The sequence below is a fragment of the Paenibacillus hemerocallicola genome, from assembly GCF_006265175.1.
GTDB classification, from domain to species: Bacteria; Bacillota; Bacilli; order Paenibacillales; family NBRC-103111; genus Paenibacillus_AB; species Paenibacillus_AB hemerocallicola.
Genome location: NZ_VDCQ01000010.1, coordinates 52,402 through 66,961 on the forward strand (window position 1 = coordinate 52,402; position 14,560 = coordinate 66,961).

The following is a 14,560-nucleotide window of genomic DNA, read 5'->3' on the forward strand; positions in this document are numbered from 1 at the left end:
AAAAGTGCGGTTAAAACACCAATTTGCCGCACCCCGTTCGGCGTTTTAGGCGAAAAGCGGGGTACGGCAAACGATTGGGACCGTCTATTGCATGGCGAAACATTCAACTTTTTCAGACCTCTTGCTCCCGGTTCCTCTTTTTCCGGACCCCACCAAAAGTAATTGGAGTAAACCTCGCAGGTCTACTTCACTTTTTGGGGAGTTCTCAACGCGGCTCGCGCGCCTGCAAGTATGGCAGCGGCGATGCGACCAAAACGTCCGCTCCGTTCGCCACGTTGTTGAAGGAAAGCTCACCGCTACCGATTCCCAGAGCGTGATGCAGCACTTCTTCCACAGTTTCGACCGGAATGACTTGCAAACCGTTTAAGCCCCCGAATATTTCCTGCCAGTTTTCCTTCGGTATAATGACTTTCGTCGCTCCCGCCTGAAAAGCCGCCTCCACCTTGGCGACGACGCCGCCTACCGGCTTCACTTTGCCGTGAATGCTAACTTCCCCGGTCATCGCCACCGTATTATCCACCGGAATTTGCCGGATGGCCGATGCGATCGCCGTTGCCATCGATACCCCTGCGGACGGTCCGTCGATCGGAATGCCGCCGGGAAAATTGATATGCAGGTCGTAATCGTAAGGGCTCATGCCCAAGCGGCGCAGAACGGTCAGCACGTTCTCGATCGAGCCGCGCGCCATGCTTTTGCGCCGAAGCGTCTTGGAGCCGCCGCCCATTTCCTCTTCATCGACGACGCCCGTTATCGTAAACGTTCCGGTGCGCGGTGCAGAGGCCGGGATGCACGTTACTTCGATTTCCAGCAAAGTCCCCATATTCGGTCCGTATACGGCCAATCCGTTGACGAATCCGATCTGCGGCAGGGCGGGTACCTTCTTCTCCGGACGCGGCGTCAGCTGGCTGCTGTTCACGACCCATTCGACGTCGGCCGCGGTCAGCTCGCTGCGCTGCTCGGTCATGGCCATCCCGGCGGCAAGCTGGATGATGTTGACCGCTTCCCGCCCGTTTGTCGCATATTTTTGCACAACCTCGATAGCCCCCGGCGTTTCCTTCAAGCCGATTTTCGTTATGGCGTTGCGGGCGATCTGGGCAATTTCGTCGGGGAGCAGCGGGCGGAAAAAAATTTCCATGCAGCGCGATCGGATCGCCGGCGGTATTTCTTGCGCCGTCCGCGTCGTCGCCCCGACGAGCCGGAAGTCGGCGGGCAGACCGTTCTGGAAAATATCGTGAATGTAATTCGGAATGTTCGTATCCTCCGAATTGTAATAGGCGCTTTCCAGAAATACTTTGCGATCTTCAAGCACTTTTAATAATTTATTCATTTGAATCGGATGCAATTCACCGATCTCGTCGATAAACAGCATTCCTCCGTGCGCCTTCGTCACGGCGCCGGCTTTAGGCTGCGGTATACCGGCCACTCCCATCGCTCCCGCACCCTGGTAGATCGGGTCGTGAACGGAACCGATGAGCGGATCCGCGATGCCCCTTTCATCAAAGCGTGCGGTCGTAGCATCCAGCTCTACAAATTTGGCGTCAAACCGGAACGGCGATGCCGAGTTTTTCTTCGCTTCCTCGAGTACGACACGCGCTGCGGCGGTTTTACCGACACCGGGAGGGCCGTATATAATCACATGCTGGGGATTCGGGCCGCACAGAGCCGCCTTCAGCGTCCGCAGCCCTTCTTTCTGACCGATAATGTCCCCCATCGTTGTCGGACGCGTCTTCTCCGCAAGCGGCTTCGTGAGCGAGATGGAACGCAGCTTCCGCAGCTTATCCATTTCTTTGCGGGATTCGCGATCCACCGCGGTCCGGTTCGTTTGCTGATTGCGCAGCAAGTTCCAAAAATATAACCCGATCACGATGGCAAAGAACACCTGGATGATCATGAGGATAATGCTTAAACTCATTCGATATCCCTCCTGACTGCTTTACTATCACATACATGGTAGTATTACCCTGCGTCAGAAACGTTAATCGGCGAATGAGAAGAAAATGTTTAAGCCAACCTATCTGCATCCACCAAAAGTGACGATGTGGCTTCGAAGCGCATTCCGACCATACATAGTCAAGATATCCGGATAGGAGGGAAGCACGACGATGATACGCCGCAAAATTACAATGGTTTGGTTAGCCTGCCTTTCTTTGTCGCTCTTGCTGATGTCCAGCGGTACGGCCTACGCGGATCCGGCACCGTCCGTTTCTACAGTGGACGTGCTTATAGATGTCGGCCATGGCGGAATTGACGGTGGAACGTCTCACGGGGATTTGCTGGAGAAGCATTTGAATTTGATCGTCGGCAAAAAGCTGTACGATAAACTGCGTGAAATGAACATACGCGTCGCCTTGAACCGAACCCGAGACTTCGCTCCAAGCGACGATAACGATTGGCACCGGACCCGTTCCCGCCATCTGCGCGACTTATCCCAACGGAAGCTGGTTATCGATGCGCTTAAACCGAAGCTTACGATCAGCCTGCATACGAACTGGTCCAAAAATTCGTCCGCAAGCGGTCCGGGTGTACTGTATCAATCCAATCAGTCGAGCTACGTCGCCGCCCACCTGTTTTCGAATCGGCTAAACGCCGTTTACGGCACGTCGTCCGCTCCCTATCTCGGAAAAACGTTTTATTTGCTGAAGCATTCCAAGACACCCGCGATTATTGTGGAAATGGGCTACATCAGCAGTGCGTACGACCGCAAAATGCTGACTGAATCGGCCGGACAAAATAAAATAACGGAGGCTCTCGCCTCCGCCGTTCTCGATTATTTGTTTTTTGCTCATCCGGACTAAGTTCTTGTTTACGAACTTACTTGGATTCACAATTAGTAACTTTAGGTGTTAAGTGAAACGAGGCGCTTTTTCGGCCCGTTTCCGAGCCGATAACGGCTCTCCCGTCCGTTAGCCGGATCGAAGAAGGGCATTCGCCCCAATAGCGTTTGCTCCTGTCCGTTAGCCCGGGCTTCCTATGACAGCTGCGTTTCCCCGTCCTGTCCGCCTAGTAAAGGTCATCTCTGATAAGGAAACCTTCACCCGAGTAGTAACCTTTCGGTTCACTATTCATCCATTTTAATAGCCAGCTAGCACACCGTTGCGGTTCTTCTATCCCAACGCGAATCGAGCTTAGTGCCGGCGCCCGGGGATCGTACCTGTGCGCTCGAATTCCGCGACGATGTTGTCGATTTCTTTTTTCAGCTCGCTGACGAGATCCGCTTCCGGCACTTTGCGGATCATTTCCCCGTAACGGAACAGCATTCCTTCGCCTCTCGCACCCGCAATGCCGATGTCCGCTTCCTTCGCTTCACCAGGGCCGTTGACGGCGCAGCCGAGCACCGATACTTTGATCGGCACCTTCAGCTTCTCTATATATTGCTCGACCTCGTTCGCTACCGAGAACAAATCGATATCCAGCCTGCCGCATGTCGGGCAAGAAACGAGCGTAGCGGCATTCGTAATAAGACCGAACGTTTTCAGCAGCTCGCGGGCTACTTTGATTTCCTCGACGGGATCGGCACTCAAAGAAATCCGGATCGTCGAGCCAATCCCCATATGAAGCAGCGTACCGAGACCGGCTGCGCTTTTCACGGTTCCCGAGAACAAGGTGCCTGCTTCCGTTATGCCGAGGTGCAGCGGGTAGCTGAACGCCGCTGCCGCCTTCGTATAGGCTGCGATCGCCATCGGGACATCCGAGGCCTTCAGCGAAACGATAATGTCGTGGAAGTCCAGCTCCTCCAGTATGCCGATATGGAACAAGGCGCTCTCTACCATCGCCTCCGGCGTCGGATAACCGTACTTGTCCAACAAATGCTTCTCCAGCGACCCGGCGTTTACCCCGATCCGTATCGGGATCCCTCGCTCCTTGCAAGCTTTAACGACCGCCTCTACTTTTTCCCTGCGGCCGATGTTGCCCGGATTGATCCGCACTTTGTCGATCCCGTTCTCGATTGCGGCCAGCGCGAGACGATGATCGAAATGGATGTCGGCCACGAGCGGGATATGAATTTGCTTCTTGATCTCTTTGATCGCTTCGGCCGCTTCTTTATTGTTGACGGTAACGCGAACCATTTGGCAGCCCGCTTCTTCCAGCCGGAGTATTTCGGCCACCGTCGCTTTGACGTCCGCCGTTTTCGTCGTACACATGCTTTGCATGATGACGTCGTTGCTTCCCCCGATAGTCACATTGCCTACTTGGACGGATCTCGTTTCGGTGCGATGGTACATGTTCGGCTCTCCCATGATACCAAACATCCTCCGCTCCGGTCTTGGGTCCCCGTAAGGGCCTCGGACGGATTGGAGGAAGGTCGGTAAGTAGTAGTAGCGCGTTACGCGCTTTCTTCTTTTTTGTTTTTGGAAGGGGCGGCCTTGCCGTCCTTCAATTTCAATTCCGGCGTAATTTTGTCCATGACGACTTCCTTCGTTACGACGCAGTTGGATACGTCGTCGCGGGATGGCACTTCGAACATGACATCCAGCATAAGGCCTTCGATAATGGCGCGCAATCCCCGGGCACCGGTGTTCCGCTTGATCGCTTCTTTGGCGATGGCATCGAGCGCATCCGGAGTGAACTCCAGAGAAACGTTATCCATCTCCAGCATTTTTTGGTATTGCTTGACGAGCGCATTTTTCGGTTCGGTCAAAATGCGCACGAGCGCAGGCTCATCCAAAGGCTCCAGCGTGGAAACGACCGGCAGACGGCCGACGAACTCCGGAATAAGACCGAATTTCAACAAGTCCTCCGGCAGCACGAGCGACAAATATTCGCCCGGCTTCAGGTCCGTCTTGTGTCCTTCGCTGCTAAAGCCGATTACTTTTTTGCCGATACGGCGTTTGATGATCTGCTCGATGCCGTCGAAGGCTCCGCCGCAAATAAACAAGATGTTCGTCGTATCGATTTGGATAAACTCCTGATGCGGATGCTTGCGCCCGCCTTGCGGCGGAACGGATGCAACCGTACCTTCCAATATTTTGAGGAGCGCTTGCTGAACGCCTTCGCCCGACACGTCGCGGGTAATGGAAGGGTTCTCCGACTTGCGCGCCACTTTGTCGATTTCGTCGATGTAAATAATGCCCTTCTCGGCCTTCTCCACATCGTAATCCGCCGCCTGAATCAGCTTGAGCAAAATATTTTCCACGTCTTCACCGACATAGCCGGCTTCCGTGAGCGAAGTCGCGTCCGCGATAGCGAACGGTACGTTCAATATTTTGGCCAACGTTTGGGCTAGCAGCGTTTTCCCGCTTCCGGTAGGACCGATCAGCGCGATATTGCTCTTTTGAAGCTCGACGTCTTCCAGCTTATTCTGGGAATTGATCCGTTTGTAATGGTTATACACCGCAACGGAAAGCGATTTTTTCGCTTGCTCCTGACCGATGACGTATTGATCGAGAATGGCGCGGATATCTTTCGGCTTCGGAACGTCTTTCAGCTCCAGCTCTTCCTCGCTGCCCAGCTCCTCTTCCACGATCTCGGTGCAAAGCTCGATGCATTCGTCGCAAATATAAACGCCCGGACCGGCTACCAGCTTGCGAACCTGATCTTGGGATTTCCCGCAGAACGAGCATTTCAGCTGTCCTTTTTCGTCGTTGAACTTAAACATAGGATCACCTCCTATTGTTGGTTGATATGAGTGATTACTTTATCAATCAGCCCATATTCCACAGCCTGCTCGGCACTCATGAAATTATCCCGGTCGGTGTCGCGTTCGATCTTGTCGTAAGGCTGACCGGTGTGATGCACGTAAATTTCGTTAAGCTTATGCTTCGTCTTCAAAATCCAGTCGGCGTGAATCTTAATGTCGGCCGCCTGTCCCCTTACGCCGCCAAGAGGCTGGTGAATCATCACTTCGCTGTTCGGGAGCGCAAATCGCTTGCCCTTAGCTCCCGCAGTCAAGAGCAGAGAACCCATGCTGGCCGCCATGCCGACGCAAATCGTGGAAACGTCCGGCTTGATGTACTGCATCGTATCGTAAATGCCCAAGCCTGCGGTAACCGAGCCCCCGGGCGAATTGATATAAATGCTTATGTCCTTCTCCGAATCTTGAGCGGTCAGAAACAACAGCTGGGCGATGACCAGATTCGCCACGTCGTCATCGATGGCACTGCCCAAAAAGATGATGCGGTCTTTCAGAAGGCGCGAGTAGATGTCGTACGAACGCTCGCCGCGACTTTCCTGCTCGACAACCATAGGAATCAGGCCCATATCGTTCCCTCATTTCTTTGTAAGCTCAATTCATTTTACCACGTTTGCGGCCGCATGTCATTTTTGCCGTTGCTTCCATAAGTCTATGTAAGCCGCGATCAAACGATGCGCCCTGACGCCCCCCGCATGGAGTTGTCGGAGGAGCCGTTCGTAGGGTAAACGAAAGGCACGCTTAGGAGCAAACGTGCCTTTTCGTACGTACGGATCGATTTATGCTTAGGCTACTTCTACGGCTTTGCTGTTCTCGACGAGGAACGCGATCGTCTTCCTCGAAGTCAGATCGTTTTGCAGCGTATCCAAGCTGCCGTTCGCGCTCAAAATGGCGCGAAGCTCGTCTGTCGATCTTTGGTATTGGCTCGACAGGCGCTCCAGCTCTTCATTGATTTCCTCTTCGGATGCACTGATGCTTTCCGCTTTGGCGATCGCTTCGATCACGAGATTGTTGCGAACCCGTCTGGCGGCGTCCGTACGCATTTGCTGCTTCACGGTCGCTTCGTCTTGACCCGTGAATTGCAAATACATGGCCAAGTCCATACCTTGCATTTGCAGACGGTTGCCGAATTCGGTGTACATTTGCTCGACCTCGGTCGTAATCATGGCTTCCGGTACTTCCACTTCCGCGTTGGCGGCAGCTTTCTCGACCAAGGACGACTCGAGCTCTTGCTCGTTCGATTTTTGCTTGCGCTCTTGCAGGCGCGTCACGATGTCCTGCTTGAATTCGTCAAGCGTATCGAATTCGCTGACGTCTTTGGCGAACTCGTCGTCGAGCTCCGGCAAATTTTTGCGCTTAATGTCGCGAACCGTGACTTTGAATACGGCTTCTTTGCCTTTGAGCTCTTCGGAATGGTATTCTTCCGGGAAGGTCACGTTAACGTCCTTCTCTTCGCCTTTGGCCAAACCTACGACCTGCTCTTCGAAGCCCGGGATAAAGCTGCCAGAGCCGAGCTCCAGCGAGTGGCTCTCGCCTTTGCCGCCTTCGAAAGGAACGCCGTCGACGAAACCTTCGAAATCGATCACGGCGATGTCGCCATTCTCCGCAGTACCTTCTTCCAGAACGACCAGCTCGGCATGGCGCTGCTGCAGACGCTTCAGCTCCTCCGCGATCTCGTCTTCGGAAACGGCGTCGGCTTTTTGCTCGACCTCAAGACCCTTATACTCGCCGAGCTGAACCTCAGGCTTGACAATAACGGTCGCTTTAAAGATAAGAGCTTGTCCTTTGCCGAACTGTTCGATTTCAACGTCCGGACGATCGACCGGCTCGATGGAAGATTCCTCGACTGCTTGTACATACACTTCGGGAAGAAGAATATCCAGAGCGTCTTGGTACAAACTCTCTACGCCGAATTTCGCTTCAAAAATTTGCCGAGGCACTTTGCCTTTGCGGAAGCCCGGAATGTTCGCTTTTGCGGCTACTTTCTTGAAAGCCTTGTCCAAGGCGACTGCTACTTGCTCCGCGTCAACCTCCACGTTCAGAACGACTTTGTTCTTCTCTATTTTTTCCCAGGTTGCTTTCATTTTATGCTTTCCCCTCCAAAAAATTTGCCGGTCCTACGTACGCCCGGCTCCGTCGCCATAGGCACACGTTCTCATATGGCCATTTAACCACTATATTATAACATAAGGCGACTCCATTTCAAGTTTGAGCTTGAAACATCAAAGATCTCCGGGATTGGAGACGGTCATGAACAGTTTAATGACCTGCAGCGCTTTGTGAAAAGACTTCGGATCGGCTCCCCCGAGTCCCTGGTACAATCCGGAAATTTCGCTATCGTCCGATCGTCCGAACAGCGTCTCCAAAACCGTTTGATGAAGGGCCGCCGCCCAGACGTCCGTACCGGCGTCGTCCAGCGCCAACAGCTCGTCGTAGACGGAGGTGCCGTACAAGAAAGCTAGGAAGTCGCGCCACGTCGTCTCGGCAAGATCGGCCAAACCGGGCTGATCGGCTTCCATCGCTTGTCTGCTTCGCTCCAGAACGTTCCGGGCTGCGGCCGGAAATTGCTCATAACGGAGCGGCGTGTCGCTTATCGGCAGCGACATCGCTTGCCCGAGCTTGCGTATTTCGACCGTTCCCTTCTCTCCGACCGAGCGGAGCGCCTGAAGTCCGCGAAACTGCACGAGCGGATGAAGCCTGCTCTCTTCCAGCCAATGCTTAAGCGGTCCCCCCACGGTAACCCGGTCCAAATGGGCCAGCTGCTCCAAGGCCATCATCTGCTTCTCCGCCGCCGCTTGAGGATCGAGCATGGCGAGCAGCTTATCCGCATACTGGGGATCGTTTGCCGCTTTGCCGCGCACATGGCGCTTGAACAGCTCTCCCTCGGTTTGTTCCTCGTCGTCTTCGGATCGTTCCGCTTGACCCGATTCGGCCCCTGACGCTTCGCCAAGCGAGTCGGGAAACGTTGACGTCAGCCAGTCCAGCAGCGATTGCCATTCCTCTTTATATTGCGGATCGTCGCTTTGGCACCTCAGCAAAAACCGGAGCAAACGCGCCGCCTCGCCATAACGCTCCCCCTCCAGCATTTGCGTCAACTCGTTCTGATAGTACTCGATCGTCGTTGGAAACAAGACGACGTTATCTTGATTAGACGATACGATTGGAACCACCGCCTTTCCTTACGCTTCTTTTGCTCCAATGCTTAACATTGTAACAGATTTTCCCTGTCAGTCGACCTTTTCCTGGCGGCTGCACGATTATTTACCCCATAGTATCTCCTTTAACTTGCGAAAATCGAAACGACTTGCCCGGATTTTGCGATTCCGCCGTGCGCTCGCCATTAATTGTTGAATTTGGGAGAGACGCATGATATATTAAATCTTGCCTTTTTGTATCGTGCGGGTGTAGTTCAATGGCAGAACTCCAGCTTCCCAAGCTGGTGGCGTGGGTTCGATTCCCATCACCCGCTTCCTTGCCGATCAAGCGGAAATCCTTTGCAGCGCAGCTCAAAGGATTTTTTTCTATTTACAACAACATTCGCGTACAGAAGTACCTGTACCACACGCTCGGCGAAGGCCAGTCGCCTTCGTCGGCGCCTGCGTGGCCGGGAATCCATCAAATAGCGGAACTGACGTATGTTATTGACCCGAATACCGATGTCGAACGCATCATAACGGAAAACCGTGCCGCTATTCCGCTGTTCACGTTCATTTTTCACCCCATAGCACCGAGATAACGGAAGTCTGTTCTGTTAAATTCGAAAGTGCAACGGTATTGGGCATAATAACGGAATCCAATTCCTCTAAATAACCGCACTATTGGCACAAGTCTCATCAAGCGGCCTCTAGAGTGGGTGCAGATTATGCTGTCCTGTATTTTTCGACTTCTTCATTGCGGTTGGACTTCTTCATTGCGCTATTTCCTATTTAGCCGCGATTCCGCCATTTTTGAGGTTTATTTGTTTAGTTTGCCGTCGATATGGGGATTCACTAGTCGAGTCCGTTGGATATTTCATTTCTGATGGATTGTGTTGCGAGAAGCACCGGCGAAGTGAACGGACTACGTAAACGGCAAACTTTATAAATCCTGTATGTAATCGGATAGCGTTGCCGTATCGATAAGGGGAGCCGTCATGCTCCCCTTTGCCGCTATCCTTAAATGAGGACGGCTCTAATAATTTGGCCAATAATGAGTCTACGGCGAACGATGACCCCGCGGGCATTCATAAACCGGATGATAATGAAGGTACGTCCCCTCGCAACAATGCGCCCGTTGAAAACGGTCGTCGTCCGATTGCGGTTTCTATAAACGATCCCATAAACTTGATTGAGAATGAGGCTCATGTCCATCACCTCCTTCGGTTCGGATGATCTATTCTATTCTTTTATCTCTTTGAAAGTACGGGCCTTCATAGTGCGAGATTTACCCAAAATAAGCGGAAATACTGAGGCTGTTGATAAAGTTTTCAAAAGAGAGGAAGCGTCGGAGACAAGAGGTGGGGGAATGCGCTCCACATCCGATAAAATCGTGTTGTTTTTAAGATTTTAACGGTTACAGCACGAATTTAAAGTCAACCGCTTCGCTTTCCGCACATTTCCCCCACCACTTTTTGTAGTGCAAATCTCTCTTTTTGACTTTTTCAACAATCTGAAATACTCCCGGTAATGGAAAAGGAGTCTTGTTCAGCAAGGCTCCTTTTCCTTATCTCTCTATAATAAAGTCAATCGGCTTTTCATCTTATTATGCCTGGATGCCATTTTGTCGGGCGATTATGATCGTATTCAACCATGCCAGCTCCGACGCCTTCATTTCGCCTTTATAAGCTTTCTCCGCCCACGTATAATCGCCGATCAAGCCTTTGCGATACAAGCCGTCAAGCGAATCGCCGAGCATCTTCCATTGCCATTGTTCCAGTTGCATGGTGCCATCCTCCCCCGAAATAGGTTGCCCTTTCATCCACCAGCCCTCGTTGCCGTACGATTCGTTGCGATCGATCGCGATTCCGTTGACCATGATGTCATTCTCGTACTGGTAAAGATGGATGGCGTCGGCTTTGGAGCCGTAGCTCCAGGCATACGTTTGCCAAAAGCGGGAGCAAGCGCCCGCGGCTTTCATGGCTTCAATGACTGCGTACGATCCGTATACGCCTGTCAGAAAAGCCGTAGACGCCTCGCCGGCGGCCCCTATATATTCAATAACGGTTTTCATTTGTGACGCCGTCGCATCGAAATCTACGGCAAAGTAAATCGCGGAGCCTTCCGGCTGGCCGACTTGTGCGGCGACCTGCACGGCTACAGCGCCATCCTGCAGTCCGGCTTGGCGTCCGCCGAGCGCGCGGTCTGCCGTAGTCTCGAATACCGAGACGATTTGCATCCCGCTTGCACTAATCAAATCCGCTTCTTCCGCTGTAAGCCGTTTCCAACCGGATGGCACCAAATACCGGCAAACGAATTCATATCCGTCGGATTTGAATGCTGCCGCGGTTGCGGCCGTTAACGGAGTGGAACAATCAAATCCTACAGCCATTTCGTGTCACCTGCCTTTTCTGGTTTGATTCATAGTATGCGACAAGCCCACTGCCCGACATCGGCAACGACCCAAATCGGCAACAATTGTTTGAAAACAACAACTACTTAAAAAGAATTGCATTTTCTCTTTGCCCGGTGATATAATGGTCAGCGTATCGCCAAATGTCCCAGTAGCTCAGCAGGATAGAGCAACGGCCTTCTAAGCCGTCGGTCAGGGGTTCGAATCCCTTCTGGGACGTAAACAGGATGAGTTTGGTCAAGTTTAGTAAATCGAACAAAACCCCGGAACCCTTGATACATCAGGGATTTCGGGGTTTTGTTCGTCTCCTCATAACATCATCGAATCCATATGAAAACGATATAAATCGGATTTTTTTACACATTTTTTACACATTGATTTTTTACCTAAGAACAAGTGAAGTCAATAACATCTATAGAAACATATAAGCCTTTCCGATTCCCCCCCCTATCCCCGCAGACCCGTTAAGACATCTATCCAAGCCAATCAAGCTCACCCTACATACCCTATTACCATCCCTTTTTGGAAAGGTTGATGGCCATGGCGAAAATCCGGCAAGGCTCCGGAAACGGGGGGCCCGTGCAATTCAGGCATCGCATGGAAGGCTTGACCTCGTTGGTGGATGGACATAGACATTCTTTCGGCAATTTAACGGATTTATTCATTCCCGAGGACGGAAGACACCGGCATACTTTCCGGGGAATCACGACTACAGCCGACGGACACCGGCATTCCTATTCGGGGCGAACGGGTCTCAACATCGGTACCGGTCCGAACCATTTTCACCGTTTTCGCATACAAACGAATGTTGCCGACGGACACCGGCATATCATTTCCGGCAGAACAACAGGCCTTATACGACTCGGGGTCATGGTCGGACATAGATTGATTATCGAGAAAGTCGTACGGCAGCGCGTGAAGTAAATCAGCTGCAAACAAAGAGCGCGTTAGTACCTTCGGGTCGCTGGCTTGCTCTTCTTTTATGCAGCTCCGCATCGCGTTCCCGCAAACGTCACGAACCCGCACTTCTACGTGTGCCGCTCCATCTGCTAGTATATAATGTACATGCGGAAGTTTTGTCGGAGAGGTGAGGAACGTGTCGATACGCATAAAATTGCTGCTGTCTTACACGGGCATGCTCGTCATCAGCCTGCTTATGTTCGCGGTGACCGCCGGCCTGTTTACGATCGCGACGACCGGAGATATAGGCGGCTTCCGGGATTTTTATAAAGTGCATTACCAGCTGAATCCGCTGACCGAGCAGGAGGAGTCCATTTTTCTGGAATTGAAATATTTGGCCAAAAACGAACCGGATTCGCTGCAGGACAAGCAGCTGCTGCGCGATTACGACTTCAAGCTCCGCACCGTTAGAGCCGGGCTGTACGTCCGGCGGGAGAGCAACCCAATTTTCGAATCGTTCACGTTCAACCAGCCCGATCTGGAGAAGGCGCTGCCTCCGTACGATTTGGATAACAACCAGATTCGCAACACGTTCAATATCGGCGAACGGTTTTATGCCTACGCCAAATTCGATTTCAAATTTACCGACGGCGCCAAAGGCAGCGTGTTCGTAATCCGGGAGCGGAGTCCGTTTGCCGAGCTGTCTCGCAAGCTGCTTCCGGTTTTATCATTTCTTTTGATCGGCGTGTTGGTCGTAGCGAATATGCTGCTCTATCGCTGGATCACTCGAAGCGTCGTCAAGCCGCTCGATCTGCTGAGGGATTCCGCGGAGCGTATCAAGGAAGGCAACCTGCAATTCAAGCTGGAGCTTCATTCGAAGGACGAGATCGGCCAGCTGAACGAAGCGTTCGAGAATATGAGAGAGCGGCTGCAGCAGTCGGTCGATCTCCGCCTGCAGGATGAAGAAAGCCGCAAGGAATTAATTTCGAATATTTCCCACGATTTGCGGACTCCGATCACGAGCATCAAAGGCTACATCGAAGGCATCCGGGACGGCGTCGCGGATACGCCGGAGAAGATGGATAAATACGTCGGCATCATCTACGCGAAGGCTGTCGATCTGGATAAGCTGGTGGACGAGCTGTTCCTGTATTCCAAGCTCGACTTGAAGCAGGTCAAATTCTCGATGGAGCCGGTAAATATCGTCCGATTCCTCGACGACTGTATCGACGAGCTGCGCTATACGCTGGAGGACAAGGGCATCGTAATCGACTGGGACGGCCAAAGGACGGGAAACGCGGTCGAGGTCATCGCCGATCTGGAGAAGCTCAAGCGAACCGTTTTGAACATAATCGGGAACTCGCTGAAATATATGGATAAAGCTCATAAACGATTGAGCGTTTCGCTTCAGGCCGATTCCGAATGGGTCACGGTCGAGGTCAGGGACAACGGCATGGGCATACCCGCGGAAGCCGTCCCCCATATATTTGAACGGTTTTACCGCGCCGAGCCGTCGCGCAATTTATCGACCGGCGGAAGCGGCCTCGGACTCGCCATCGCCCGGCAAATCATCGAAGGACATGGAGGCTCCATCTGGGTGAACAGCGAGCTCGGAGTCGGTACAAGCGTATTTTTCACTTTAAAACGATCGACGAATTCCGGGAGGGGCGAATCCGAATGACCCGAATACTCATCATTGAAGACGAAACGACAATCGCTCAGCTGGAGCGCGACTATTTCGAGCTCAACGGCTTCTCCGTCGACTTATGCCATACCGGCAAGGAGGGACTTCGGCTGGCGCTGCACGGCGACTACAATCTCATAATTCTCGACCTGCAGCTGCCCGGCATGGACGGCTTTGAAATATGCCGCCAAATTCGGGAAGCCAAAGAGGTGCCGATCCTGATCATTTCGGCCAGGAAAGAAGAAATCGATAAAATCCGCGCATTCAATCTAGGAGCGGACGACTATATTACGAAGCCGTTCAGCCCGAGCGAAATCGTCGCCAGGGCGAAGGCGCATTTGACCCGGTACGAGCGGCTGCTCGGCAAGCAGGAGACGGCCTCGAAGGATACGATCCTCATAAGAGGACTTGCCATAGATAAAGCGTCGCGAAGAGTGTTCGTGAGGAATAAAGAGGTCGTGTTTACGGCGCGCGAATTCGGGCTACTCGAGTTTTTGGCGAGCCATCCGAACCGGGTGTTCAGCAAGGACGATCTGTTCGAGCGGATATGGGGCATGGACTCGAACGGCGATATCGCCACCGTTACGGTCCACATACGCAGGCTGCGGGAAAAAATCGAAGCCGATCCGTCGAACCCCCAATATATCGAGACCGTATGGGGAGCCGGTTACCGGTTTACCGTGTGATCAATGGTCTGCCCCTGCTCTGCACGCTTCATTTAATCTTTTGTTAATAACTTTTTAATACCCGGTTAAGATTTCGTTTCTAGACCGTTTATTTCTGTCCTCTATCCTAGAGAT

11 protein-coding genes and 2 tRNA genes are annotated in these 14,560 nt (G+C 52.6%); 6 read left to right on the plus strand and 7 right to left on the minus strand.

Annotated features, from left to right (window positions below; genetic code table 11):
- Positions 1-205: 205 nt before the first annotated feature.
- On the minus strand, positions 206-1,912 hold the full coding sequence (lonB, locus tag FE784_RS09435; protein WP_139601947.1) for an ATP-dependent protease LonB: 1,707 nt from the start codon (positions 1,910-1,912) through the stop codon (positions 206-208).
- A 190-nt stretch (positions 1,913-2,102) separates the two neighbouring features.
- Between lonB and FE784_RS09440 the strand changes: the two genes are divergently transcribed.
- Positions 2,103-2,795: an N-acetylmuramoyl-L-alanine amidase family protein gene (locus FE784_RS09440; RefSeq protein ID WP_139601948.1), complete on the plus strand. Its 693-nt coding sequence runs from the start codon at positions 2,103-2,105 to the stop codon at positions 2,793-2,795.
- Between the two features lie 330 nt (positions 2,796-3,125).
- Here FE784_RS09440 and ispG read toward each other — a convergent pair whose 3' ends face one another.
- The 5 genes from ispG to FE784_RS09465 all read right to left on the minus strand — a co-directional run bounded on the left by ispG (position 3,126) and on the right by FE784_RS09465 (position 8,760).
- A complete protein-coding gene (ispG, locus tag FE784_RS09445) occupies positions 3,126-4,223 on the minus strand; it encodes a flavodoxin-dependent (E)-4-hydroxy-3-methylbut-2-enyl-diphosphate synthase (protein ID WP_139601949.1) in 1,098 nt (365 codons plus the stop codon).
- Positions 4,224-4,324: 101 nt separating this feature from the next.
- Entirely contained in the window at positions 4,325-5,596 is a 1,272-nt protein-coding gene (clpX, locus tag FE784_RS09450) for an ATP-dependent protease ATP-binding subunit ClpX (RefSeq protein WP_139601950.1), read from the minus strand.
- A gap of 11 nt (positions 5,597-5,607) precedes the next feature.
- Positions 5,608-6,198 carry an ATP-dependent Clp endopeptidase proteolytic subunit ClpP gene (clpP, locus tag FE784_RS09455; protein WP_139601951.1) on the minus strand — a complete coding sequence of 197 codons (591 nt, stop codon included), beginning with the start codon at positions 6,196-6,198 and terminating at the stop codon, positions 5,608-5,610.
- Positions 6,199-6,414: 216 nt separating this feature from the next.
- The gene (tig, locus tag FE784_RS09460) at positions 6,415-7,713 is read right to left on the minus strand and encodes a trigger factor (RefSeq protein WP_139601952.1); all 1,299 of its coding nucleotides are present in this window, start codon (positions 7,711-7,713) and stop codon (positions 6,415-6,417) included.
- Between the two features lie 138 nt (positions 7,714-7,851).
- Entirely contained in the window at positions 7,852-8,760 is a 909-nt protein-coding gene (locus FE784_RS09465; RefSeq protein ID WP_139601953.1) for a hypothetical protein, read from the minus strand.
- A 267-nt stretch (positions 8,761-9,027) separates the two neighbouring features.
- Here FE784_RS09465 and FE784_RS09470 point away from each other — a divergent pair.
- Positions 9,028-9,098, plus strand: a tRNA-Gly gene (locus FE784_RS09470).
- A 1,271-nt stretch (positions 9,099-10,369) separates the two neighbouring features.
- On the opposite strand, the gene FE784_RS09475 is transcribed toward FE784_RS09470, so the two are convergent.
- On the minus strand, positions 10,370-11,155 hold the full coding sequence (locus tag FE784_RS09475) for a DUF1906 domain-containing protein (protein WP_139601954.1): 786 nt from the start codon (positions 11,153-11,155) through the stop codon (positions 10,370-10,372).
- A gap of 166 nt (positions 11,156-11,321) precedes the next feature.
- Between FE784_RS09475 and FE784_RS09480 the strand changes: the two genes are divergently transcribed.
- The 4 genes from FE784_RS09480 (at position 11,322) to FE784_RS09495 (ending at position 14,446) form a co-directional block, all read left to right on the plus strand.
- Positions 11,322-11,395 (plus strand) — tRNA-Arg (locus tag FE784_RS09480).
- Positions 11,396-11,710: 315 nt separating this feature from the next.
- Positions 11,711-12,100 (plus strand): YmaF family protein, encoded by a 390-nt coding sequence (locus FE784_RS09485; protein ID WP_139601955.1) that lies wholly within the window; start codon positions 11,711-11,713, stop codon positions 12,098-12,100.
- A gap of 172 nt (positions 12,101-12,272) precedes the next feature.
- Positions 12,273-13,757, plus strand: coding sequence for a sensor histidine kinase (locus FE784_RS09490; RefSeq protein WP_139601956.1), 1,485 nt, complete (start codon positions 12,273-12,275; stop codon positions 13,755-13,757).
- Positions 13,754-14,446, plus strand: coding sequence for a response regulator transcription factor (locus tag FE784_RS09495; protein ID WP_139601957.1), 693 nt, complete (start codon positions 13,754-13,756; stop codon positions 14,444-14,446). The genes FE784_RS09490 and FE784_RS09495 overlap by 4 nt, the downstream gene beginning before the upstream one ends.
- The last annotated feature ends 114 nt before the right edge of the window (positions 14,447-14,560 follow it).